Origin of the sequence: Pseudozobellia thermophila, from assembly GCF_900141855.1 — a bacterium.
GTDB classification, from domain to species: Bacteria; Bacteroidota; Bacteroidia; order Flavobacteriales; family Flavobacteriaceae; genus Pseudozobellia; species Pseudozobellia thermophila.
In genome coordinates, this window is sequence record NZ_FQYU01000011.1 from 53,675 (window position 1) to 78,650 (window position 24,976).

14 protein-coding genes are annotated in these 24,976 nt (G+C 47.3%); 10 read left to right on the plus strand and 4 right to left on the minus strand.

Annotation, left to right across the window (positions count from 1 at the left end):
- Positions 1-8: 8 nt before the first annotated feature.
- From BUB37_RS18585 to BUB37_RS18600, 4 genes are all read left to right on the plus strand, one after another.
- Complete coding sequence (locus tag BUB37_RS18585; RefSeq protein WP_072995334.1) at positions 9-770, plus strand: SDR family NAD(P)-dependent oxidoreductase; 762 nt, start codon at positions 9-11, stop codon at positions 768-770.
- 62 nt (positions 771-832) lie between these two features.
- On the plus strand, positions 833-1,873 hold the full coding sequence (locus tag BUB37_RS18590; RefSeq protein ID WP_072995335.1) for a sugar kinase: 1,041 nt from the start codon (positions 833-835) through the stop codon (positions 1,871-1,873).
- An 18-nt stretch (positions 1,874-1,891) separates the two neighbouring features.
- Complete coding sequence (locus tag BUB37_RS18595) at positions 1,892-3,118, plus strand: 6-phosphofructokinase (RefSeq protein WP_072995336.1); 1,227 nt, start codon at positions 1,892-1,894, stop codon at positions 3,116-3,118.
- Between the two features lie 56 nt (positions 3,119-3,174).
- Positions 3,175-4,443: an NRAMP family divalent metal transporter gene (locus tag BUB37_RS18600; protein ID WP_170863192.1), complete on the plus strand. Its 1,269-nt coding sequence runs from the start codon at positions 3,175-3,177 to the stop codon at positions 4,441-4,443.
- Positions 4,444-4,928: 485 nt separating this feature from the next.
- Here BUB37_RS18600 and BUB37_RS18605 read toward each other — a convergent pair whose 3' ends face one another.
- The 3 genes from BUB37_RS18605 to BUB37_RS18615 form a co-directional block, all read right to left on the minus strand.
- Positions 4,929-7,952 carry a ThuA domain-containing protein gene (locus tag BUB37_RS18605; protein WP_072995337.1) on the minus strand — a complete coding sequence of 1,008 codons (3,024 nt, stop codon included), beginning with the start codon at positions 7,950-7,952 and terminating at the stop codon, positions 4,929-4,931.
- Between the two features lie 104 nt (positions 7,953-8,056).
- Positions 8,057-9,655, minus strand: coding sequence for a SusD/RagB family nutrient-binding outer membrane lipoprotein (locus tag BUB37_RS18610; RefSeq protein WP_072995338.1), 1,599 nt, complete (start codon positions 9,653-9,655; stop codon positions 8,057-8,059).
- A gap of 27 nt (positions 9,656-9,682) precedes the next feature.
- A complete protein-coding gene (locus tag BUB37_RS18615; RefSeq protein ID WP_094766795.1) occupies positions 9,683-13,102 on the minus strand; it encodes a SusC/RagA family TonB-linked outer membrane protein in 3,420 nt (1,139 codons plus the stop codon).
- 217 nt (positions 13,103-13,319) lie between these two features.
- Here BUB37_RS18615 and BUB37_RS18620 point away from each other — a divergent pair, with 217 nt between their 5' ends.
- The 6 genes from BUB37_RS18620 (at position 13,320) to BUB37_RS18645 (ending at position 23,729) form a co-directional block, all read left to right on the plus strand.
- Positions 13,320-14,180, plus strand: coding sequence for an AraC family transcriptional regulator (locus BUB37_RS18620; RefSeq protein ID WP_072995384.1), 861 nt, complete (start codon positions 13,320-13,322; stop codon positions 14,178-14,180).
- 303 nt (positions 14,181-14,483) lie between these two features.
- Positions 14,484-15,953 carry an alpha-L-fucosidase gene (locus BUB37_RS18625; protein ID WP_072995340.1) on the plus strand — a complete coding sequence of 490 codons (1,470 nt, stop codon included), beginning with the start codon at positions 14,484-14,486 and terminating at the stop codon, positions 15,951-15,953.
- Positions 15,954-16,048: 95 nt separating this feature from the next.
- Complete coding sequence (locus BUB37_RS21380; protein ID WP_170863193.1) at positions 16,049-18,103, plus strand: GDSL-type esterase/lipase family protein; 2,055 nt, start codon at positions 16,049-16,051, stop codon at positions 18,101-18,103.
- 12 nt (positions 18,104-18,115) lie between these two features.
- Complete coding sequence (locus BUB37_RS18635; RefSeq protein ID WP_072995342.1) at positions 18,116-19,447, plus strand: alpha-L-fucosidase; 1,332 nt, start codon at positions 18,116-18,118, stop codon at positions 19,445-19,447.
- Positions 19,448-19,457: 10 nt separating this feature from the next.
- A complete protein-coding gene (locus BUB37_RS18640) occupies positions 19,458-21,617 on the plus strand; it encodes an alpha-galactosidase (protein ID WP_072995343.1) in 2,160 nt (719 codons plus the stop codon).
- A 12-nt stretch (positions 21,618-21,629) separates the two neighbouring features.
- Complete coding sequence (locus BUB37_RS18645; protein WP_072995344.1) at positions 21,630-23,729, plus strand: alpha-L-fucosidase; 2,100 nt, start codon at positions 21,630-21,632, stop codon at positions 23,727-23,729.
- A gap of 75 nt (positions 23,730-23,804) precedes the next feature.
- On the opposite strand, the gene BUB37_RS18650 is transcribed toward BUB37_RS18645, so the two are convergent.
- Complete coding sequence (locus BUB37_RS18650) at positions 23,805-24,836, minus strand: LLM class flavin-dependent oxidoreductase (RefSeq protein ID WP_072995345.1); 1,032 nt, start codon at positions 24,834-24,836, stop codon at positions 23,805-23,807.
- Positions 24,837-24,976 lie beyond the last annotated feature (140 nt).

Sequence of the window (24,976 nt, forward strand, 5' to 3'; positions counted from 1 at the left end):
CATTAAAAATGAAATTAAAAGAGAAAATCGCAGTCATAACCGGAGCAACTGGTGGAATCGGATTTGAAGTAGCCAAAAGATTGGGCAAAGACGGTTATACCGTGGTGTTGAACGGCATAGAGGATGACAAAGGGGCCGAAAGGGTGAAAGAACTCGCGGCAGATGGTATTTCGGCCGAATATTACGGCTTTGACGTTACCGATGAGCAAGCCGTCGACACAAACATTAAGGCCATTGGCGATAAGTATGGAAAGATCGATGTGCTTGTAAACAATGCAGGTGGACTAGGGGGAAGGTCGCGCTTCGAGGAAATGACGACCGAATTTTATCGATCCGTAATGGCCTTGAATCTCGATTCTGCATTTTTTGCCTCTAGGGCGGCCATCCCTTTTCTAAAAAAAGGGGAAAATGCCTCTATCATCAATTACACCTCGATAGCGGGTTGGAACGCCGGCGGACCGGGCGCCGGAATCTATGGCACATCAAAGGCGGGAGTACATGCCTTGACCAGGGCCTTGGCCAAAGACCTTGCGGAATACGGGATTAGGGTAAACGCCGTGTCTCCCGGAACCATTGACACACCGTTTCATGCCCAGATCAAATCGACCAAGCCGGAAGTATTTGCATCGTGGAAGAACAATATCCTTTTGGGGAGATTGGGACAGCCAGAGGAAGTGGCTTCCGTTGTTTCGTTCTTGGCAAGCGACGATGCCGCTTTTCTTACGGCCGAAACCATTCAAATAACCGGAGGGCAAGGATTGGGAATTTAAGTTGAACATTCCTTTGGCCCGGGCAAGAATCAAAGAACACTAATATATTCAATACGATTGAAATGAAAAAAGTAGTAACCTTCGGGGAAATCATGTTGCGATTGGCTCCTCCTGGATTTTTAAGATTTTCCCAGACCACCAGTTTCGACGTGGTCTATGGTGGTGGCGAGTCGAACGTGGCGGTTTCCTTGGCCAATTACGGGGTTCCTGTCGATTTTGTGACGCGATTGCCCAAAAACGACATTGGCGAATGCGCCTTGATGGAAATGCGAAAAAGAGGTGTCAACACCCAAAACATTATTTTCGGTGGCGAGCGCCTCGGAATCTATTTTTTGGAAACCGGTGCCGTTAGCCGGGGCAGTAAGGTGGTTTACGACCGTGCCCATTCGGCCATTTCCGAAATTGAACCGGGAATGATCGACTGGAAAAAAGTCTTTGAAGGGGCCGGATGGTTCCATTGGACGGGCATCACCCCCGCCATTTCACAAAGTGCCGCCGATGTTTGCTTGGAGGCCGTAAAAGTGGCCAGCGATATGGGCATCACCATTTCCACCGACCTTAACTATAGGGCCAAACTTTGGAACTATGGCGGTGACCGCGAAGCCATAATGACCGAGCTTACCTCGTACTGCGACATTATTTTGGGCAACGAGGAAGATGCCGAAAAACACTTCGGGATCCATCCCGAAGGACTCGATGTGCACAAACAGGGGAGCGAGGTAAAGGCCGAGGCTTTTTTATCGGTCTGTAAACAGATGATGAAAAAATTCCCAAAGGCCAAAAAAGTAATCACCACCTTAAGGGGCTCCATCTCGGCATCGCACAACACATGGGCCGGGGTACTTTACGATGGTGAGAAAATGTACGAGACGCGACAGTATCAGATTACCGATATCGTAGACCGCGTAGGTGGTGGCGATTCGTTTATGGGAGGATTGATCTACGGCCTGTTGAAATATCCCGAAGACGATCAAAACGCCCTCGATTTTGCCGTGGCGGCATCCTGCTTAAAGCATACCATAAAGGGAGATGCCAATTTGGTCACTGTAAGCGAAGTGGAAAAACTCATGGGCGGCGACGCTTCCGGAAGGGTAGCGCGGTAATTTTTTAAAACAAAAAAGATGGCTTCTAAAAAATCGATACTGATCATTTGTGGCGGAGGTCCCGCACCGGGCATCAACGCCGTTATCAGTACGGTGGCCAAGATTTTCCTTAAGGATGGGTACCGTGTTTTGGGCCTTCACGAGGGCTTTAAGGGTATTTTTTCCGAGAGGCCACAGATCAAGGAATTCGATTTTGCACATGCCGATCGTATTTTTAGTCGCGGTGGATCTACTTTGATCATGAGCAGGTTCAAACCGGGCAATGAAAAAATAAATACGAGACTTTTTTCCGATAACAATGTAAAACTGTTGGTCAGTATTGGCGGTGACGACACTGCCTCTACGGCCAACAGAATTACAGGGTACCTGTCAAAGGAGAACATATCCATCTCGAACATACATGTGCCCAAAACCATAGATAACGATTTGCCCTTGCCCGACCGAAACCCCACCTTTGGATTTCATTCGGCAAAGGACGAAGGGGTACGTATCGGTAATACCACCTATGAGGATGCACGTACGAGCCAAAACTGGTTCGTGATGTCTACCATGGGGCGCTCTGCCGGCCATTTGGCCTTCGGTATCGCTACCAGTTGCCATTTTCCGATGATGGTCATCCCGGAAATGTTCAACCGCACCCCCATTACTTTTGACAAGGTGGTACGCCTGATCATTTCATCTATCGTAAAACGAAAAATAGAGAACATCAACTACGGTGTCGCCTTGGTAAGCGAAGGCGTTTTCCATATTATGCCCGATAGCGAGCTCGACCACTGCGGTATCAACTTCACCTATGACGACCACGGCCATCCCGAACTGGGAAACGTGAGCAAATCGCATATCTTTAATATGCTCGTTCAGGTAAAATTGAAGGAACTGGGCATCCACATAAAGAGCAGGCCGGTAGAACTGGGATATGAACTCAGGTGTTGCAGGCCCATAGGCTTCGATCTGACCCTTTGCACCCTCTTGGGGCTAGGGGTAAAAAAACTCTTTGCCCAAGGTCTCAGCGGTTGTATTGTTACGGCCAATTCCCGCGGTGAGGTAACCCCCTTGTTTTTGGAAGACCTACAAGGTGAAGACGGTAAGATAGCCCCCCGCCTTGTGAATGTGGACTCCGAATTTGCAAGGCTCTGCTTTCAAAACATGCACTACATCGAAGAGGGCGACTACGAGGCGGCCAAGGCCTACCTTCCCGACCCCGAATCGTACGATTTCAACAAAATTCTATCCGGTGAAGTGTAAGCCGGTGCCCGCTATAGGGCGATAGCCATAAACGAACCTTTAAAATAGTTGATACAATGCTTGAAGAGAAACCGGGCTTGCTAAAAAAGATTCTTGCTATGGTACTGGCCTTTGGCCCTGGTATCTTTGCCATCGGCTATACCATTGGAACGGGCAGTGTAACCTCGATGACCGTGGCAGGAAGTACCTATGGTATGCAGTTGTTGTGGGTATTGGTGGTAAGCTGTCTGTTTTCGGGAATCCTGATGTACGTGTATGGGAACTATGCCCTGATTACGGGCGAGACCGCACTGTTTGCCTTTAAGAAACACCTCAAATGGGGGAGGCTTATCGCCGTTCTTATCATTATCGGGATATCCTTTGGGCAATGGAATTCCCTCATGGGCATCATGGGTATTTCGGCCAACATCATCTACGAAATATTCGTAATCTATTTTCCCCAGCTTGAGGCCTATAAGTACGAAGCGGTTATCTTGATCGCCCTGATCGTAACCGGGGTAATGTATTTCTTGCTTTTGGTAGGAAAGTACACCTTTTTTGAGAAGATCCTCGTCGTTTTCGTAACGATTATGGGGGGCTCTTTCTTGATTTCGCTTTTCATGGTATACCCGCTACCCATGGAGGTTCTTGAGGGCCTTGTACCTTCGATACCCCAGGTAGAAGGGGGCAAGATGCTCGTCGTGGCCTTTGTGGGCACCACCATGGCCGCCGCAACGTTTTTGTCGCGACCCCTTTTTGTAAAGGGTAAGGGGTGGACCATCGATAACCTAAAGGACCAAAAAAGGGATGCCATCGTAGCTGCCATTTTGGTATTTGCCATAAGTGGGGCCGTAATGGCCGTGGCAAGCGGGGCACTTTATCACGAAGGTAAGCCGGTTACCGAGGTTCTGGATATGGTACACACCTTGGAGCCCGTTGCCGGTAAATTTGCGCTCACCTTGTTTTTCTTTGGCACACTTAGTGCCGGACTGTCCTCTATTTTTCCAATACTGCTTATAGCGCCGATTCTGATCGCCGATTTTCAATCCGGGGAACTGGATACGTCTTCGCGCCAGTTCAAGTTTATCACGGCCTTTGCCTGTTTGTTCGCCCTGATCGTTCCGGTTTTCGGTTCTAATCCCGTGGAAATGCAGATTGTTTCACAAATTTTCAATGTGTTTGTATTGCCTCTGGTCATTGCTGCCATCACCGTTCTTGTGAACGACAAAACCCTGATGAAGGGGTATAAGACCAGCCCTTTGATCAATGTGGGCCTGGTACTCGCCTTCGTCTTTGCATGCGTTATGTCGTATAACGGGGTGGTGTCGCTTTTCGATTATTTCTAATCGCCCCCCGTATCTTAAAAATAGTTCCGGCCAATCTCCGGCCGTTGATGTTGGGCTACTAATATACCTTGTTCCTTAGGGCTGTGTCCCAACAATGTCGCAAATCGATAGGTGTAGCTTATGGTGCATATTTTTTTCGGGCTGTCCGCGCTTCGGTTTTTTGCTAAAAAAAGCTGCAAAATATTGCAAAATAATTTTTTTTCATACCTTTGCCAGGTGATTAAAATTGCTGCCCTTTCTTATCGGAAAGACGCCTTTTCAGGTGTGGTCAGGGTGCGACCAAGACCCCGATGGGGTACCGTTGGCCATTGAGAAGAAATAGCGAAAAAAATTAGTCGTTAAGGGTCCCCCGAAACGTCGAGTTTATAATTGTTTGTTGAGTTCATTTTAAGTGCAAAAGGCCTACATTGTTCAATGTAAGGCCTTTTGTCATTAATGGAAATGGGTTTGCTGATTGACCATAACCCTGGGCGCTATAGGTTATATTATTCATCTTTTTTTGCTTCCTTGGGTTTGAACACAAACTGCTCGTTGGCCGTCAACTCCGATTCGGGTTGTTGCGGATTGCCCTTGTCGCGGTACGAGGCCATTAAAATATATGTGCCCTTGCCTTCTGTCGGTAGGTGCTTGTCAAAGGTGAGCGAGCCCTCCAAGGGGAGGTAGTTTTGAGCCTTCTCTTCCGAGGGTTTAAGCGATAGGATATACTCTACCATCTGGGTCACTTCACCGACACTCAATTGGGGATGGGCCGACATGGCATTTTCACCCCAAACGCCACCGCCGCCTTTGATGATCTTGGCGACCAGGTATCCGGTGTCTTCCTTGTTGTATTTTTTTGCGATTTCCGTATAACTCGGTCCGTTTACTTTTTCCTTTATGGCGTGGCAGGCCTTACAGTCGGTACCGTCTATGGCTTTCTTCCCTTCCGGTACGATGTTGCGTTGATGGCCTATGGTCGCCTTTACGATATCCTTGCCTTCGGGGATATAGTCGAACGTGACCTTAACCTCGTCCCGGTTTATGGATCCGTCGGCCGTGGATCCGTCCTGTTTGTCGGTCACTGTTATGCGGTAGTCGATTTTTTTTCCTTCCCAATAGATGGAATCGTTGTTTTCTATTTCTATGGACAGGACCGGTGCATCGTTGCCCACCAAGATTTTGGTATTGGTCGTGGCGGTATTGCCCTCGGTGTCGGTAACCTTGAGCCGTACGTCGAAGCTTCCCTCTTTTTCGAATACAAATTGGGGGGCTTTTTCGGTCGATTGAACGGTATCGGAGTCGAAATACCATTCGTAGGAAAGTACGTCCTTGTCGTAGTCCAACGACCCTTCTGCCGAAAATTGGACGGTCAGGGGAGCGGCGCCCACCGCTTTGTCGTGCGTTAACCTTGCTATGGGCTTCCTATTGCCTGGTAGGTAGGATATGCTGCTGAGACGGGCATCCAAGTTCTGCGAGTTCCATTTTTGGCCATATTCGAGCAGGTACATTTTTCCGTCCGAACCGAAAATCATATCCATGGGATGCGAGAATTCCGTGTTGGGCATAAAGGCATCGGCCTTTACATAGTCTTGGTTTTCGTCGAGGGTGATGACGTAGATCCAGTCCCTCATCCATTCGTACAAAAATAGTTTGTTCTCGAAGTACTCCGGAAACGGGTTTTTGGCGTTCGGATAGTCGGATGCGTGATAGACCGGCCCGGCCATGGGGTTGATACCGCCGGCACCCATCCAAGGAAATTCCTCTGAACGGTAATAGGTCATTGGAATCATGGACGGTTGTGCCGGGGGAAGCTTTTTAAGCCCGGTATTGTTGGGCGAGTCGTTGATCAGGTTTTCGGGGTCGAATTTGGGGCCTGAAGTTTTTGTGGCAAAGTCGTAATCGTTATAAGGCTCGTTATAGCCACGGGTATAGGGCCATCCCCAAAATCCCGCATGGCGGGCCTGGTCGAATTCGCCCATACCGCTTGGCCCCCGGTTCGGATCCGCCTTTCCTGCGTCGGGACCCACATCGCCCCAGTACAAATAGCCTGTTTTGGTGTCTATGGAAAACCTGAACGGATTCCGGTTTCCCATAACGTAGATTTCGGGCCGGGTCTTTGGCGTTCCCTTGGGAAAGAGGTTACCTTCGGGAATGGAGTAGGTGCCATCGTCCTCGGGCTTTATACGGAGTATCTTTCCCCTTAGGTCGTTGGTGTTCGATGCTGATTTTTGGGCATCCCAGGCCCTTCTTCCCTCACGCTCGTCAATGGGGGCAAAGCCCGAAGAGGCAAAGGGATTGGTGTTGTCGCCAAGCCCGATATATAGGTTGCCGTTCGGTCCGAATTCAAGGCCTCCACCACTATGGCAGCATTGGCGGTCGGTCGGTATTTCAAGGATGATCTTCTCCGAGTTTAGGTCCAGCTTTTTATCTTTCAGGGTAAACCTTGAGATGCGTTGCGCTGCTTTCTCGGTCGGCGCCGAGTAGAACAGGTAGATCCAATTGTTCTTTAGGTAGTCGGGGTCGACCGCGAGGCCCAGGAGGCCATCTTCATTTATGTAAAAAACCTCCAACTGGGCGAGGGTGCTTGTTTGCTCAGTCTCGAAATCGTATAGTTTGACGGCTCCCCTGCGCTCTACGAACAGAATACCCTCCCCGGGCAGTTCGTCGAGCTCCATGGGTTCGTTCAGGTTAAAGTCCAGTATCTTTTTTTCAAAACGGTCCTCGGGCGGTACACGTTGGGTTTTGGCGCGACTGTAGTCGAGTTTTCCGTCGCCAATGGCGTACTTGATCCCTCCCAGCAAGTGGGTCAAAAATTTGGGGTTCTTATAGGTTTCGTCGGTATGGCCCAACTCGGTATAGAAGGCCCGTCCGCCGTCGTATTCATGGTACCACGAAATGGGGTGGTCGTCCCCGTTGGTGCCTCCCTTGTAGCTTTTCTCGTCGACACTAAGCACGACATTGATGTCCGGATTGATGTTCTTGAAATTGTACCACTCATCGCTTTTGACCCATACCGAATCGGGCAAGGCTTGGGTAGAGCTGTGGTTTTTGTCCTCTATGTGTAGGTGGGCTTCCTGTATCTTGGGGTGGCCGTCGAAAACGGCACCGACCAGTTTGTTGTACCATGGCCAGTCGTACTCCGTATCGGTGGCGGCATGTACGCCTACAAAACCGCCCCCGGCCTGAATATAGCGTTCGAAATCGGCTTGTTCGACATCGTTGAGGATATCACGTGTGGTGTTCAAGAAAACGACGGCGGCGTAGTTGCGCAACGAATCTTCAACAAAGTAATCGGAATCTTCGGTGGCCGTAACCTTATAGCCGTTTTCCGATCCCAATTTTTTTAGGGCCGACACCCCTGCTTCGATGGATTTATGCCTAAAACCGGCGGTTTTGCTAAAAACTAGGATTTCTTGCTCTTTAGGTTCACACGATGTGATAAGCAAGGCCGTGAGGAGGAAGAAAATCGATTTGAGGGTTAATCTTTTGTAATTGCATTGGTGGTGCATTTTGGGGGTAGAACTTGTCATTTACTAGGGTTTGGTTTAAGGGGTAAAGGTATATAAAAAGAACGGTCGGTCAATTTTGACCGACCGTTCTGAGTCAACTTAAATTTAGAAACTGATTTATTGGTTTAATCGATGTCCCAGAAAATTTTTGCATCTAAGTTGTCATCTTCACTGACTGCACTGTAGTTTTCAGCGTTAAAGGTTCTTTCAACGGACGGATACAAAAACCGATTTGGAGGAGTGGCCTGTGCCGAGGAGTTGTCAGGGACGAATTCCAGTTCTGGCAAACCTAGCCTTCTGAGCTCTGCCCAATTCTCATACATTTCGACCATATTGGTGTGTAGCCATTTCTGTCGGGCAAGAAGGGCTAATTTTTCCTCATTACTGGTTGCGGCATCCCATGAAATGTTGGCTTCCATAAGGTAGTTGTCGATCTCACTCGGGTCTAAATCGTCTATTTCGGGGGAATCTTCGAAATTGATGGCCAAATCCCTAACACTGTAATAGAAATTTATTGATTCGCTTATCCCTTTTTCATAGTGTTCCTTGGCCATGGCATCATTGCTTCCCAAATAGTATTCGGATAAATAAAAATCAATATCCGATGCGGAAATCAATATACCCGGAAAGTTTCTGTTGTTCTTAAAGGTCCAGTTGTTATAGATGCTAACGGTACCTGAATTAATAAGGGCGTTTTGTGCACTTTGGGCCATTGTGGGGTCTAATCCTAGAAATTCATTTTCCCCTGCTTCGCTACCGGGTTGGAATATGCAACGCAATCTGGGATCGGTATTTTCGACCATATGGTCGATCATAGCTTTGCTTGCAACATTCGAGTTCCAGCTGTCGCCTTCGACAAAGGTGCCTTGAAAATCTGCTTGAAGTCCCATGCCTTCACCCAAAGACTCGATTTGAATGTTCTCTTCGTTGCCCTCGACAATGGGGTATGTCGCCGGGTTGCCCAAGATTTCTCCAATTTGGGTTTGGGCAATACTCGAGAACTCATCGCTTGCTGATGCCCTGGTCAAAAGCCGAATGCGTAAGGAATTACAATACTTCTTCCAAATATCTATATCGCCGCCATTTACAAAATCTTGTACGGTGAAATAGTCTTTTATAGCCGTAGTCAACGAAATGCTATTTAACTCTTGGGCAATAGATTTCAAGTCATCGATCATCAACCTATAGATGCTTTCGGCTGAATCAAAGGCTGCATATGAGGATTGATAATCGCCCTCGTTCTGACTAATCTTTCCAGCCTCGGTAAAGGGGATATCGCCAAATAGGTCGACTATTTTTTGGGTATAATCGTATAAATAGATTTTAGCGGTTATGATAAAGATACGATACTCATCCTGTTCCGCGGGTGTCAATTGGTCGTAAATCCTTTCCATTTCCCTAAATTGAAATAGCGTGGCATAGTACCTATTGTAGATCGGGTCTACAGGAGCGTCACCAGGGGTGAAACGCCCGATGCTATTTTCGAACCCTCGGGTCTGGGTGTAGATCATAAGGGTTGGGCGGCCTGTAACAAAGTACTTTGAATAGGAAGGCATAATGTCGTCCTTGTTACTTTGCATGAAGCCCGCGTACTGCTTTTCTACCGTCGTCTCGGCTATAGTCGCCGGATCGGAATAATATTCGGTGAAATCATCTTCTTGACAAGAGACCAATAGTATGGCCGCCGTGAGAAGGTTGGCTATAATTATTTTTAAATTCTTCATGAATATAAATATATCGTTAATGTATAATTAAAAACTTGCCCTAAGTTGAAGGCCGACAGTCTTGCTTGTCCATCCATTGGCACCATTGTACCAGTTTTCCTTCCAATCGGTCCCGACGGTTACCGCTTCCCCATCAACTTCCTTTATACTTCTGTAGAGATAGAACAGGTTTCTACCAAAAACGGAAAGGTTTATCGAAGAAAGCCCGGTTTTTTCAACCACATCTTTAGGGATGCTATAGCCGATTGAAATCTCCCTCATTTTTAAATAGTTGTTTTCCCTTACAAATAGGTCGTAACGGGCGTTGGGGCTATATGCGGGTCCACCCCAATTATAGACCGTCCAGAAATAATCCGGGTTTGAGACGACGATATCGTTGGGTGTTCCATCGGTCTTAACGCCTTCCAATATAATTCCGTCATTGTATACGCTTTCTCCTGCCGGCCCTTGGCTCGAACTTGTTTGTATCAGCTGCACATCATCGCCAACCTGGGAAGGATAATAGCTAATTCCACCGCGGGCTGCATCACTGAAGGCCAAGCTTTCCTCGGTTAGTCCCCTTCCTACCATCCAATAATAGCCCTTGGGCATAATTTCACCGCCCCAGCTATAATCAATGCTAAAGTCCAAGCTAAAATTCTTGACCGATAGGCTTGACCAGATACCGCCGATAAAATCCGGGTTTACGTTTCCAGCCTTTACCCATTCGTCGGAGTCTACCAGGTATAGGCCATTGTCGGAAACAACATTGTTGCCGTTTTCATCGGTTAGTAGCGGGTGAACCATAATGTCCCCCATGGCTTCACCAACATTGGAAACGAGTCGAACGGCACTTCCGTCTTGGTCTTGGTGGACAAGTTGGTCAGAATCGTCAGTTAGTTTTTTAACTGTATTTACGTTTCGGGAAAAATTGATTCCAAGGCTCCAATCTACATCGGACGTTCTGATCGGGGATCCGTTTAATCCTACTTCAAGTCCCTTGTTGCCCAAGATGCCAATATTGGCCAACACCGACTGCGCACCTGTACTCCTGGGCAGGGTGTATTGCAGAATTTGATCTCTAATTTCCGCATCGTAGTACGATACATCCAAGCCTATTCTGTTTTGAAGCATTTTAAGTTCCAGGCCAAACTCAATTTCATGTTTTTCCTCCGGTTTTATTTGGTCGTTTCCGTATTGCGTGGGTAGCGTAGTGTAAATGGTCTCAGAACCGTTGATACCCAATTGGGTGTATGCTATATTGGCGGCATAAAGTTCCGGTGCATTACCGACAACTCCCCAAGAACCTCTTACCTTTAGTAAGTCGATTGACTGTGGTAATTCAAATGCCTGCGATACCACAAAACTACCATTCACTGATGGGTAGGTAAATCCGTTGTAGGCCGCTGGAATAGTTGAAATCCTATCCCTTCGAATCGTACCTTCTACATAAAGAAACCCTTTGTAGTCTAGGTTAAGCGTTCCGAAAATCCCATCTCGAAGATAGTTATCCCTATTGTTCCAGCCTTTTAGGTTTGCCGTGGTCGGTTGAAGCCTGGAAGCGGACAAGTCGAACCAATTTTCGACGGTTAGGCCGCCAACGGTCTGCAACTGTGTCATTCTATTGGTTCTTTCCTCGGCGTTATATCCTAGGCGGGCCAGAACGGAAAAGTCGTCGTTGATCGCCTTGTTGTAGGTCAATAAAAGTTCGCCGTATTTGACATTGTCCTTTTTTTGACGCATGCCAAACATGCCAGTGGTATTGTTGTATACCAATGGAATCTCGGTAGGGCGTTTGTCTTCGGTGTATTCCGAAGTGAAATCGTGGGATGCCCTTGCCCGAAGGGTAAAGTCATTCAAAAAATCGTATTCCAAGGTCAATGCGGCTATTACACGGTCGGATGCTTCTTCGTAGTCGTATTCGTTGATACGCCAGAAGTAGTCGAGAATATCTCCCCTATAACCTGGTATGGTGATGTTTTCGTCAGGGGTCAGGCTTTGCCCTGAACCTGTAACGTAACGATAGCCTAAACTGGTCTTGTATTGGTCTTCATACCAGTCCGCATTGTCAAAACGGTTCATCATACCTCCGAAGTTGTTAACGATCCTATCGATCTTGTAAGGTCTGTTGTGCACTTTCTTGTTGTAGTAATCTACAACAACCTGCGTTCTGAAATTATCCGTCCAATCTATGTTCGAGTTTAAACTAAAGGTGTTGTTGTAGTTACTCGAGTTCGGGGTTATGGCTTGGTTGTCCGATCTGGTGTACGAAAAGCGGGTATTGGCCTTGTCGGATACGTGCGATAGGCCTACGTTGAACCTGGTGTTATGGGCGGTCTTGAAGAGTCCCTCGTAGCTGTTTTGGGCCGTATAGGGCCGTACCTTACCGTCCCAGGCCAAAATGGGTTGGCCGTCAAATCTGGGGCCGTAGTTGAGGTTGGTGCCGATTACCCCTTTTGTGTCGGGAGTTCCGTCTCCGTTGGTATCGTACCATTGAAATCCGTCCTCGTCGACATCGTCGCCCCAAGTCGCCACATACCAAGGGTATCCGGGGCCTCTTTCGTTTTGCCATTTGGGCATGTACGCAACGTTGTCAAAGCTATAGACGGAATTGAATTCTCCGCTCCATCCCTTGCCTTTACCTTTTTTCGTCGTGATCAAGACAACACCGTTTACCGCCTCCGAACCGTATAGGGCCGCTGCCGAGGCTCCTTTTAAGATTGAGATGTTTTCGATATCCTCAGGATTGATGTCCAATAGGCCGTTGCCCTCTACCCGCTGATTGCTCCAGTAATTTGAATTGGAAACATCTTGGTTTCGAATGGGGATACCATCTTTAATGATTAGGGGCTGGTTGCTTCCGTTGATCGAATTAAGCCCCCTGATGTTGATGTTGACGGCACTGGTGTTCCCACCGGGAGTGGCGGCGATTTGCACACCGGGTGCCTTTCCGTAAAGAGCGGTTGCGAAATTGGTCGGTGCAGCTTCTACCAAGGATTCGGCTTCTACGGTAGCCACCGCATAACCGATTGCCTTTTTGGCCCTGGTGATGCCCAAACCGGTTACGACCACTTCCTCAAGTTCACTCGCATCCTCGGCCAGTACGACGTTGATGGAGGTTTGACCATTAACGGTAATGGTTTTTGTGGCGTAACCGATATAGGAGAATTCCAATACGGGGGAATCTCCTGACGGAACAATGGTATAATTCCCATCAAAATCGGTCGAAACACCATTCGAGGTGCCAACTTCAAGTACAGTGGCACCAGGGAGTGGAACCCCACTTTCATCGGTTACGGTACCCGTAATGGCCGTTTGCGGGACAGTTGTGTAGGTGTGCTCGTGCACACTTTTTGACGCAAAAGCACCTTGTTGGATGATTACCGAGCACAGTAACAGAAATACTGTTCGATAATCAAGTTTAAGGAAGAGCCGTTTTGGTCTCCCGTTGTTTTTGATTTCTTTCATAAGTGCGAGTTTGTTAGTTAGAATTAATTTTGATTGTTTTCAATGTTGGATATTTAACATTTTATTAATCAAAGCAGCCAAAAATATGAGAGAAGGATGTTAATATCTACTAAAAATTATACATCTAGTGGTATTTTTTTTGCCCAAAGTGGATAATTGTACTTCTTTTGTTGATTTTTGTTCCTTATCAATTAACCTGTGTTTGGAAAACCTTAACATGAAACTTCATTTATTAGATCGTGCCAGTGCCAAGCATAGTTCCTTTACGGTGAGTATGAATCAATCCCCATACTTTTTAAAGGTTTGGCACCATCACCCCGAATTAGAGCTCGTGGTCATTCGAAAAAGTACGGGTACCCGGTTTATAGGCGATAGTATTGAGAAGTTCGAAGAGGGAGAGGTAGTACTTATAGGACGGAATTTGCCCCATATGTGGTTGAACGATGAGTGTTATTTTGAAAAAAACTCGACGTTGGTGGCCGAGGCTGTTGTCATTTATTTTAGTGAAAATTTCTTGGGCGATGGTTTTTTAAGGGCACCTGAAATGCGGTCTATAGCCAATTTGTTTGAGCGTGCCAGGCGTGGTATTAAATTTATCGGCCTTCCTCCTAAACTTATTGATGATTTGGAGAACTTGAACGGTCTGCATGGTTTTGATAAAACTATGGGCTTTGTAAATGTTTTGAATAAGTTGTCGAAACATTCGCGGTATCGGTTTTTATCCAGCGCCGGATTCGTCGATTCCTTTAAGGAGGCGGAGAATGAGAACTTGGACAGGATTTATGCCTATATCTTTAAAAACTTCAATACACCAATCCGTTCAAGGGATGTAGCCGATGTGGCCAATATGAACGCCTCTGCTTTTAGCCGTTTCTTTAAAAGGATACATCAAAAAACGTTTACAAGATATTTGAACGAGATTCGCATAGGGTATGCTTGTAAATTGTTAATGGAAAATAAAAATACGGTGACCTCGGTTTGTTTCGAATCAGGGTTTAACAATATTTCCAATTTTAACCGACAGTTTAAGTCTATTGTGGGGATGTCTCCTAGTGACTATATCAAGTTGTACGCATAGTGGTAGTATTTTTTTGTTTTGGGCAAAAAAAGTATCGTTGATGGTCATTTTTGAGGTAGAGAAGCAAAGGGGTAAGGTTTAGTTTTGTTCAATATAGCTTTGCCCAATGGCGCAAACGGCATAATTTAAAAATCGCGATGATTCTGTCCTTGCCTGTATATTCAATGTTCGATAGATGGCCGAACATAACATAGCTATACAAACTTGTTGTCTAACTGCATTGTTTCCACAGGTATTTGCAGGTTTGGGCACTTCTGAACATGTAACCAAAGTCAATTCAATAGCCAATATAAACCATAACACATGAAACTAAGAGTTACCAGCTTTATTTTCTTTTGCTTTATTCAGTTTTTGAATGCACAAGCCATTTATGAAGATGAACGCTATGTGCCCGAAACCGACCCTTTGGTTCTAGAGAAACTGGACCAATGGCAAGATATTAAATTCGGATTGCTCATGCATTGGGGGCCCTATAGTCAATGGGGCGTGGTGGAGTCTTGGTCGATATGCCCCGAGGAATATGGGTGGTGTGAACGTAAAAAAGGCTCGAACCCCGATAATTATTTCGCCTACAAAAAAGAATACGAAGGACTCCAAACCACCTTTAACCCTGTAAAGTTTAACCCTGAAAAATGGGCGAAGGCGGCAAAGAATGCTGGTATGAAATATGTGGTTTTTACTACCAAGCACCACGATGGATTTTCGATGTTCGACACCAAGTATACCGATTATAAAATAACGGATAGTAAAACTCCGTTCAGTACCCATCCGAAGGCGAACATTACCAAAGAAATCTTCGATGCCTTTAGAAAAGAAGGGCTTTGGGCGGGAGCTTATTTTTCTAAACCGGATTGGAATGTTGATTCGTACTGGGACCCCTATTACCCTCCCCGCGATAGAAATGTTAACTATAGCCCTGAGGAAAACCCGGAAAAGTGGCAGGAGTTTGTCGATTTCACCCACAATCAAATCCTGGAATTACTGACCGATTATGGCAAAGTAGATATTCTTTGGCTCGACGGGGGGTGGGTGGCCAAAACACCAAAATCGGAAATTACAAGCTGGTACGACGCCCAGTTAAAGGATAATGAAAGTGGTTACCTTAAAAATCGCATTGTCAATCAGGATATTAAAATGGACGAATTGGTAAAAAAGGCACGTGAAAAACAGCCGGGCCTGATTGTGGTCGACCGTGCTGTTCACGGTAAGAACCAGAATTACCTGACTCCTGAAAACCGGGTTCCCGATAAGGCTTTGCCGTATCCCTGGGAGTCTTGTATTATTGCCGGTGGCGGATGGTCTTATTCGCCTAACGCCACTTATATGAGCGGCCGTGAAGCGGTACATACTTTGGTCGATATTGTGGCGAAGGGCGGTAACCTACTTTTGAACATCGCCCCCAGTCCGGAGGGAGAATGGGATGCGGGTGCCTATAAACTTTTGGAGGAAATTGGAAATTGGATGAAGGTAAACGATGAAGCCATTTATGGTACCGAGGCCAAGGCACCGTATAAGTATAAAAATATATGCTTGACCTCAAAGCCCGATGGTACCGATTTCCTTATTTATTTGGTAGAGGAAGGTCAAACAGAAATTCCTTCCGAAATTTATTTTGAAGGCCTAGTGCCCAAAAAAGGAAGCCGGGCAACGATTTTAGGTTCAAAGACCCGGTTGAAATGGAGCCGCAAAAATGAAGGGGTTGTTGTACGGATTCCTGATGCGATCAAAGAAAAACTGCTTCAAAGCGAAGCGTTTACCATTAAATTTAAATAATCGGCCAAAAACCATTTGAAGTGAATAGAGGTGTTTTTTTTCTTTTGATTGTATCATTGGTGTTTCCCCATTGGGGGCAAGGACAAAAAGACACCTTGAAAAAAATTAAGGTCGCCTGCGTAGGCAACAGCATTACCTATGGGGCGAGGGTGCATAACCGTACCATGAACTCCTATCCGGCACAATTGCAAAATTTGCTGGGCAACGATTATCAAGTGAAAAATTTTGGGGTGAGCGGCACCACCTTGCTTAAAAGGGGGGATCGCCCCTACTGGGAAACCGAGGCCTATAAAAACGCATTGGCCTTTGTGCCCGATATCGTTTTTATAAAATTGGGAACGAACGATAGCAAATCGCAAAATCGGGTTTACCTGAACGAGATGAAAAAAGACTATGAAGAGCTTATTGGCAGTTTCAAGGCTAAAAACCAGGACACCCGAATTATACTTTTGTTGCCTGTTCCGGCCTTTACACAAGATTCTACCAGTATTTACGACCCCGTTATCAAACAATCGATTATCCCCAAAATTCAAGAAGTGGCCTACACCACCGAAAGCGAGGTAATTGACCTCTACCAACTGTTTGTAGACCGGGCCGATTTACTGCCCGATAAAATCCATCCTTCCGATCTGGGGGCGGCGGTTATTGCCCAAAGGTTGTACGAATGCCTGGTGCGAAGGCCGGGGGATAAAGACGTTGACCTGGGTGAGGATAAAAGAATAGAGGCCTTGTCGGAAACCAATTTTTATGGTTATCGGCTCTTGCAGTTCAAATTTAAAGGGCATGAGGCCAAGTTGGCCCTACCCAAAAGGCCGGCCAAAGGTCTGCCATGGGTACTGCGTGCGAGGTTTTGGGGGCATGAGCCCCAAACCGATATTGCTTTGTTGGAGCGCGGGTTTCATATTGCCTATTGCGACGTTTCGGAACTTTTCGGCAATCGGGAAGCCGTTGGGCGTTGGAATTCGTTCCATGCCTTGATGACCGGGAAAGGCCTGTCGCAAAAGGTGGTGATAGAAGCTATGAGCCGTGGCGGATTGATTGCGTATAATTGGGCGGCCCAAAACGCGGACAAGGTGGCCTGCATATATGCCGATGCACCTGTGCTCACCGGAAAAAGTTGGCCAGGGGGGAAAGGAACGGGCACAGGCAGTGCCAAGGATTGGGAAAAGTTTAAATTGGCGCACGGTGTGACCGATGACGGTGGGGGCGAATATTTTGAGGGCGATCCAATGGCCAAAATCAAAAAAATAGCCCAAGGCGGCTACCCTATCTTACACGTTTGTGGCGAAACGGACAAAGTGGTGCCGATCGTTGAAAACACCATTCCTTTCGCGAAGGGAATCGAAGGGAACGGCGGAACGATAGAAACCATTTATAAGCCGGAAAACGGACATCACCCGCATAGCCTGCCGAACCCCACGCCGATCTTGAACTTTATTTTGAGGGCTACGGGGCAAAAGATAAACTTTGCCACGGTGCCGGCTCCTTCGGCCGAATACCGTTCTGCCGCGGGATGGACAAATGGTAAGGATTGGTGGGCCCAAGCCGCGGATATCGACTCGATTTGTGCCAAGGGCAAAAAAGCTGACCTCTTGCTGGTAGGCAACTCAATAACCCAAGGCTTTGGAGGTACTAGGCCCCATGTTACCCACCGTCCGGGAAAGGAGGCGGCGGATCTGTATTTTTCTGGATACAATTGGATAAATGCCGGTATTTCGGGTGATCGTACGCAAAATGTTCTTTGGCGCCTGCTGCATGGGGCTTATGAAAAAGCAGGTCCCAAAGTGGTCGTGTTGACGGTTGGGGTAAACAATTTTCCGTTTGAAAGTTCAAACGAGATCGCGCAAGGGATCAGGCGCGTTGTCGAGGTGGCCGAAAGGAAATTTCCCGACTCAAGGATTTTGTTGTTCGGTCCTTTGGTCACCGGTATCGAACCGGATTCCCCCCAACGCAAAAAATATAACGAGATGCAAAGGGCGATCGATAGCTTAGGGGAAGATCCCCGGGTTTCCTATCACGAAATTGCCCACCTTTTTTTAGATGGGCAGGGAAAACTTGATGCTAGGCTATTTTCGAGCGATGGAATCCATCTAAAGCCGGAAGGCTATAAAGTCTGGGCGGCATATATAAAGCAACAAATAGGGAAATAGAATTTGGAGGTAATGGGCAGAGTGGTTTACGTAATACTGTTTTTAATGGGCATGTCATTGCAGGCACAGACCGGGATAGTCCCGGAAAAGGAGTTGAAAATGCAATGGTTCAAAGATGCCAAGCTGGGTGTTTTTATACATTGGGGACTTTATTCGGTGAATGGCATAGACGAGTCATGGTCGTTCTACAACGGTTATATTTCGCACAAAGACTATCTCAAACAAACCAAGGGGTTCAATGCCAAAAAGTACGACCCCAAGGCATGGGCCAAGCTGATCAAGAACAGCGGGGCAAAATATACGGTTATCACTTCAAAGCACCATGAAGGTTTTGCGCTTTGGGATTCGGCGTACGGCGATTTTAATGCGGTTGACAATTCGGCGGCCAAAAAAGATGTGCTTACCCCATTTGTAAATGCCGTACGGGAGGAAAAACTCAAATTGGGCATCTACTACTCCCTGCCCGATTGGTCGTATGGCGGGTATACCCACTTTACCCGCGATTCAATCCGATATAAGGTGGAAGAAGAGCCTCAGCGGTGGCAGAAATTCTTAAAACTGTATCAAGGCCAATTGAGGGAGCTATCGGAGAACTATAACCCCGACCTGTATTGGTTCGATGGTGACTGGGAACATAGCTCTGACGAATGGGAGGCGCCCAAGGTTAGACAGATGTTACTCGATAAAAATCCGAATGTTATATTAAACTCCCGACTTCGGGGACATGGGGATTACGAAACGCCCGAACAAGGTATGCCCATTACACGCCCCAAAAGTCCATATTGGGAACTGTGCATGACCATGAACAATTCGTGGGGCTACCAAAAAAACGATTCCGACTACAAAACAACCGATCAGGTCATAGGTATTTTTGCCGATGTTATTTCCAATGGAGGGAACCTTCTACTGGATATTGGTCCTAAGGGAGATGGTTCAATTCCCAATGAACAGGTTGAAATCCTCCAAGGTCTGGGCCGGTGGACGAACAAACACAAGGAAGCGATCTATGGCACCATTGCCGGAATTCCCAAAGAGCACTTCTATGGGCCTACTACCTTGTCGAAAGACAAAAAAACACTTTACCTTTTTGTGAAAGGGAATGCCAATGGGGAGGTAGTGCTAAGGGGATTGAAAAACAACATTAACAGGATCTATGTAGTGGGCGAGGGCACAAAACTCAAACACAGGGAAGTGGGCAAGGTCTATTGGAGCCACTACCCTGGTATCAAATACATTGAGCTTCCCGAGTATGTACTCGATAAAAATATGACCGTACTTGCGGTGATGCTGGACGGTGAAGTAGACCTCTACCGTGAAGACGGTTCGGTAATTGAAAGCAATTAAGCTGTGAAAAATGGGTAACTATAGTATTCGAAATATTGTTCTGCTTCTATGTATCGCGACAGCCCAGGTATGGGGGCAAGAAAAAGCGGATAAGAAAGACTGGCTGCTCGATGCCGATGATTACGTGGCTGAGATCGTTGAGGGAGACAATACCTTGGTCCTTCAAAATGGCTTGGTGAAACGCAAGCTGGTTATGGCCCCCAATGCGGCTACCGTGGCTTTTGAAAATTTGGTCACCGGTGAGCATATGCTCAGGAGCATTAAGCCGGAAGCGGAGGTGACCATTGACGGAAAGGCATATGCCATTGGCGGATTGATCGGCCTCAAGGAGCATGGATACTTGTTGGAGAAATGGCTGCCCGCACTTACGTCCGATTCCACTGCCTTTCAATATAAGGGCCACACTATTGCCGAGCTTTCCCCCCATATCGATTGGAAAGGGAGTAAGCGCTACCACACCGCCAAAAAGACCGCGCCTAGCGGCAAGGAATTGACGCTTAGTTTTACCCATGCCTCCGAGGCCATGTCGGGGGTAACGGTAAACGTTCATTACGTTGTTTACGATGGCCTGCCACTGCTATCGAAAAGGATAACCGTAGAAAACGCTTCGGGGCGGTCCCTTACGATTACCGGTTTTAAAAGTGAAATTTTGGCCTTTCCCGAAATGGAGAATCCGGTAGAGACGCCCACCGATTGGAAAAAACCCAACATGCATGTAGAAAGCGATTATGCCTTCGGGGGCTTCACCTCGGGCGAGTCGAATGTAACAACGTTTTGGGAGCCCGACCCCGAGTACACCTCCCAGGTTAACTGGTTGTTGGAAACACCATGTCTCTTGGTCAGTACGCTAAAGGTGGGTCCGAATGCCACATTGAAGGCGGGCGATACCTTTCAGGGTTTCCGCACCTATGAATTGTTGTTGGACGGTACGGATAGGGAAAGAAATACCCTGGCTATTCGAAAGATGTACAGGGCCTTGGCACCATGGGTCACTGAAAACCCCATATTTATGCATTTGACCACCACAGAGCCCAAAGTGGTCAAATCGGCGATCGACCAATGCGTCGAAACGGGTTACGAAATGGTAATTCTAAGTTTTGGTAGCGGACTCAATATGGAAGACACTACGGCGGTGAATATTTCCAAGTTCAGGAAATTGGCCGATTATGCCCACAAGAAAGGTATTCAACTGGGCGGGTATTCCCTTTTTTCCAGCAGAACCATAAACGACTCCGTAGATGTGATAGACAAGGCCACGGGCAAGCCGGGAGGGGCCAAATTTTTAAACGCACCTTGTCTGGCATCGGAGTGGGGTCGCGATTATCTCGATAAGATCGCCTACTTTTTAGGGAAAACGGGTTTTGACCTATTGGAGCATGATGGACCGTATCCCGGTGATTATTGTGCGTCTACCTCCCATAAATACCATAAGGGTTATGAAGATTCACAATGGGCGCAATGGAAAATGAGTGTCGATTTTTACAACCGTCTGCGCGAAAATGATATATATCTGAACGCCCCGGATTTTTATTTTTTGCAGGGATCCAATAAATGCGGAATCGGCTATCGCGAGGTAAATTGGTCTTTGCCCAGGGACCAACAGATTATGCTCGGACGCCAGAATATTTATGATGGCACTTGGGAAAAATCGCCCTCCATGGCATGGACCTTTGTGCCTTTGACCGAGTACCACGGGGGCGGCGAAATAGCTACCTTAGAGCCGTTAAAGGACCATTTGGACGCCTACAAGGCACATATGGTACAAAATTATGGCTCAGGGGTACAGGCCTGTTATCGGGGCCCCCGGCTTTACGATAGCAAGGAAACCAAAAGATTGGTGAAGGAGCAGATCGACTGGTATAAGAAGTATCGCGATATATTAAATGCCGATATCATTCATTTGGGAAGGCCGAACGGCAGGTCGTGGGACGGCTTTATGCACGTAGATCCTTCTTTGGAATACAAAGGCCTTATACTCATTTTTAATCCGACCGACCGACCGATTGATGAGGTCGTCGAAATTCCATTGTATTATACCGGGTTGGATACCCAGGCAAAGATTGCCACGAAGGGGCGGACACCAAAAGTTTTTGAACTCGATAGAACGTATAAAGTAGATGTTCCGATCCAAATACCTGCCGAGGGGTATACCTGGCTTACGGTACAATAAAATCCGATAATTATGAAGAAGACCAAACTATTTGCAATCGGCTTGATCCTTACCTTGATATCCTGCCAAACGACCGAACCCCCAAAACCTGTGGGGCCTTTGCCTTCCGAGAGGCACTTGGCTTGGCACGATTTGGAGTATTATGCCTTCGTTCATTTCAATATGAACACCTTTACCGATATGGAATGGGGCTTGGGCGACGAGTCGCCGGAGTTGTTCAATCCATCGCAATTGGATACAAGGCAATGGGCCAAGGTTGCCAAGGATGCCGGTATGAAAGGCATTATAATTACGGCCAAGCACCACGACGGGTTTTGCCTGTGGCCGACCAAGACTACCGAACATTCGGTCAAAAACGCTCCTTGGAAAGACGGAAAGGGAGATGTAATAAAAGATTTGTCGGAAGCCTGCAAAGAATACGGACTCAAATTCGGGGTCTATCTTTCCCCGTGGGACCGTCACGATGCCGATTACGGCACACCGGCGTACGTGGCCAAGTACCACGAACAATTGCGCGAACTGCTGACCAACTACGGTGAGGTGTTCGAAGTGTGGTTCGACGGGGCCAATGGGGGTACAGGATATTATGGCGGGGCCAACGAAGAACGAAAGATCGACAATAAAACCTATTATCAATGGGATAAGGTTACCGAGATTGTTCGCGAACTTCAGCCCAATGCCGTTATTTTTAGTGATGGCGGACCGGATATCCGCTGGGTGGGAACCGAAGAGGGGTTTGCCAATGAAACCAACTGGAGCATTATGAGACGCGATGAGATCTATCCCGGTTGGCCCCGATACAAAGAATTGCGTTCGGGACACCAAGACGGTACCCATTGGCTTCCGGCCGAGGTGAATACCTCCATTCGGCCAGGGTGGTACTACCATCCGCGGGAAGACCATCAGGTAAAGAGTTTGGCCCGTTTGGTACAAACCTACTACGAATCCATAGGGAGAAACGGCAATTTTTTATTGAACCTTCCCGTAGACGATAGGGGGCTGGTCCATGAAAACGATGTAAGGCAATTAATGGCCCTTAAAGAACAGATCGATAAGGATTTTGCCCATGAACTCGCTAAGGATGCCAAGGTAACGGCAAGCGAGGTAAGGGGAGGGGATGCGGCCTATTCCGCCTCAAATGTCAATGACGGGGACGACAAGACCTACTGGGCGACGAGCGATGGGGTAGAGAAGGCTTCGTTAACTTTTGAATTTGACCAACCTACCGAGGTCAATCGTATTTTATTGCAGGAATATATTCCCTTGGGGCAAAGGGTAATCCGGTTTTCCGTGGAAGCGGAAGTAGATGGGCAATGGAAGAAAATAGACGGACAAACGACCATAGGCAACAAACGCATTCTTCGTTTCGATACGGTGGAGGCGACCAAAATAAGGGTCAATTTTGAGGAAGCCAAAGGGCCCCTTGTCATTTGCAATGTTGAATTGTACCGGGCCCCCAATCTTTTGACCGCTCCCGAAATAAGTAGGGACCGCAGCGGTATGGTCGGTCTTTCGGTGCCTGACGATGAGGTAGGTATTTACTATACTTTAGATGGAAGCGAGCCTGGCCCCAACAGTACAAAGTACGAAAAACCCTTTATGGTAGATGCACCGGGCACGCTCAAGGCTATTGGATACGATGCCAAAACCGGTGAACGGTCCGAAAGCCTATCGGTACACCTCGATGTTGCGAAGAAAGATTGGAAAGTAATACATGTTTCATCGGGCAATATCGATGAGGCCGTAAAACTTATGGACGAGGACCCCAATAGTACGTGGGCAACGGAAAAAGGGGCGGGCACTCCCCAAGAGATCGTAATCGATCTGGGTGATACCCACGAGTTAAAGGGCTTTACTTATCTGCCGATACAAGACAGGTACCCCTTTGGTATAATAACCGATTATGAATTTTCGGTAAGTACGAACAATAGAAATTGGCATGTCGTTTCCAAGGGTGAATTTGGCAATGTGGTCAACAACCGAATATTGCAAACCATTGGTTTCGATCCCGTTTCGGCGCGCTATATAAAATTAAGGGCCCTTATGGTTGACGGGGACGACCAGACCGCTTCTTTCGCCGAGGTAGGTATAATTACAACCGGTAAGAAATGAGGACAAAAGGGGCCATGAATTTGGCCCCTGTTCTTTTGCGGTAGCCCTTGCTCCGGTCCTTATATGTGTTTTACGTTAATTCAAGGTCTTTGCGTTTTCAAGTTCTTTCATAAGCTCCGAAAAAATACGGTAGGAGGCAATTCGGGCTTGCGGGTCGTAAATATGGGAGGCGACCATGATCTCGTTCACTCCGGTCTCCTTTAAAAAAGCTTCCGTTTTCTTTTTAACGGTTTCCTTGCTTCCGATGAAGGAATATTTCATCATACGCTGCAAAGCCGGGTCTTGTGAAATTTGCCTCAGTTCGGGGGTCATTTCGGTCGGGGGCTGTAAATAGTCTATCTTGCCCGTCAATACGCCGACTACCATGCGTATGCTCGACGTTGATATCCGTTCCGCCTCGGCGTCGGTATCGGCCGCGATAACGTTGATGCAGGCCATGGTATAGGGTTCTTTTAAATATTTTGACGGCTGAAAATTATTGTAGTAGATAGAAAGTGCCTCAAAAAGATGGGTGGGGGCAAAATGACTGGCAAAAACATAGGGGAGTCCCTCTTTGGCCGCCAAATGGGCACTGTCTGTACTGGAGCCCAAAATGTATATGGGCATATCGATGCCCTCGGCCATGGGTACCCTAACCTTGGCCTGCTTGTTTTCGGAAGAAAAATAACGTTGAATGTTGTGCAATTCCTCGGGAAACCTGTACACGGCCTGCATCCTGTCGGGGCGGATGGCCTGTGCGGTCAACTGGTCGGTACCCGGCGCCCTGCCCAGTCCCAGGTCGATGCGATCGGGGTACAGCGAGGCCAAGGTGGCAAACTGTTCGGCGACCAACAATGACGAGTGGTTCGGAAGCATTATGCCTCCCGAGCCTACTCGAATTTTTTCCGTACCGCCGGCAATATGGCCGATAAGTACCGAGGTGGCCGCACTGGCTATACTGACCATGTTGTGGTGCTCGGCCAACCAAAATCGGTGATAACCAAATGCTTCCGCTTTTTGGGCAAGGTCGAGGCTGTTTTTGAAAACTTGGGTCGGGGTAAAGCCGACACCAATGGTGGCCAATTCCAATATGGAATAAGGTATTTTATCTTTTGGGGCTTGTGGCATGGTATTCTTTCTTTCCGAAGACAAAATTAACCAATAATCCTCCCTGACTTCCCTAAGGAAGCGTTAAGAGTGGCCTGGGGTGTAATTCTTTTACAATCGGCCCTTTTTCGGGCCGATCATTATAAAGTTACAAGAAGGTA

What these genes read in the sequence shown, in the direction of transcription:
- BUB37_RS18585 (WP_072995334.1), top strand. Translation starts at nt 9, where the DNA reads ATGAAATTAAAAGAGAAAATCGCAGTCATAACCGGAGCAACTGGTGGA.
- BUB37_RS18590 (WP_072995335.1), top strand. Translation starts at nt 833, where the DNA reads ATGAAAAAAGTAGTAACCTTCGGGGAAATCATGTTGCGATTGGCTCCT.
- BUB37_RS18595 (WP_072995336.1), top strand. Translation starts at nt 1,892, where the DNA reads ATGGCTTCTAAAAAATCGATACTGATCATTTGTGGCGGAGGTCCCGCA.
- BUB37_RS18600 (WP_170863192.1), top strand. Translation starts at nt 3,175, where the DNA reads ATGCTTGAAGAGAAACCGGGCTTGCTAAAAAAGATTCTTGCTATGGTA.
- BUB37_RS18605 (WP_072995337.1), bottom strand. Translation starts at nt 7,952, where the DNA reads ATGACAAGTTCTACCCCCAAAATGCACCACCAATGCAATTACAAAAGA.
- BUB37_RS18610 (WP_072995338.1), bottom strand. Translation starts at nt 9,655, where the DNA reads ATGAAGAATTTAAAAATAATTATAGCCAACCTTCTCACGGCGGCCATA.
- BUB37_RS18615 (WP_094766795.1), bottom strand. Translation starts at nt 13,102, where the DNA reads ATGAAAGAAATCAAAAACAACGGGAGACCAAAACGGCTCTTCCTTAAA.
- BUB37_RS18620 (WP_072995384.1), top strand. Translation starts at nt 13,320, where the DNA reads ATGAAACTTCATTTATTAGATCGTGCCAGTGCCAAGCATAGTTCCTTT.
- BUB37_RS18625 (WP_072995340.1), top strand. Translation starts at nt 14,484, where the DNA reads ATGAAACTAAGAGTTACCAGCTTTATTTTCTTTTGCTTTATTCAGTTT.
- BUB37_RS18635 (WP_072995342.1), top strand. Translation starts at nt 18,116, where the DNA reads ATGGGCAGAGTGGTTTACGTAATACTGTTTTTAATGGGCATGTCATTG.
- BUB37_RS18640 (WP_072995343.1), top strand. Translation starts at nt 19,458, where the DNA reads ATGGGTAACTATAGTATTCGAAATATTGTTCTGCTTCTATGTATCGCG.
- BUB37_RS18645 (WP_072995344.1), top strand. Translation starts at nt 21,630, where the DNA reads ATGAAGAAGACCAAACTATTTGCAATCGGCTTGATCCTTACCTTGATA.
- BUB37_RS18650 (WP_072995345.1), bottom strand. Translation starts at nt 24,836, where the DNA reads ATGCCACAAGCCCCAAAAGATAAAATACCTTATTCCATATTGGAATTG.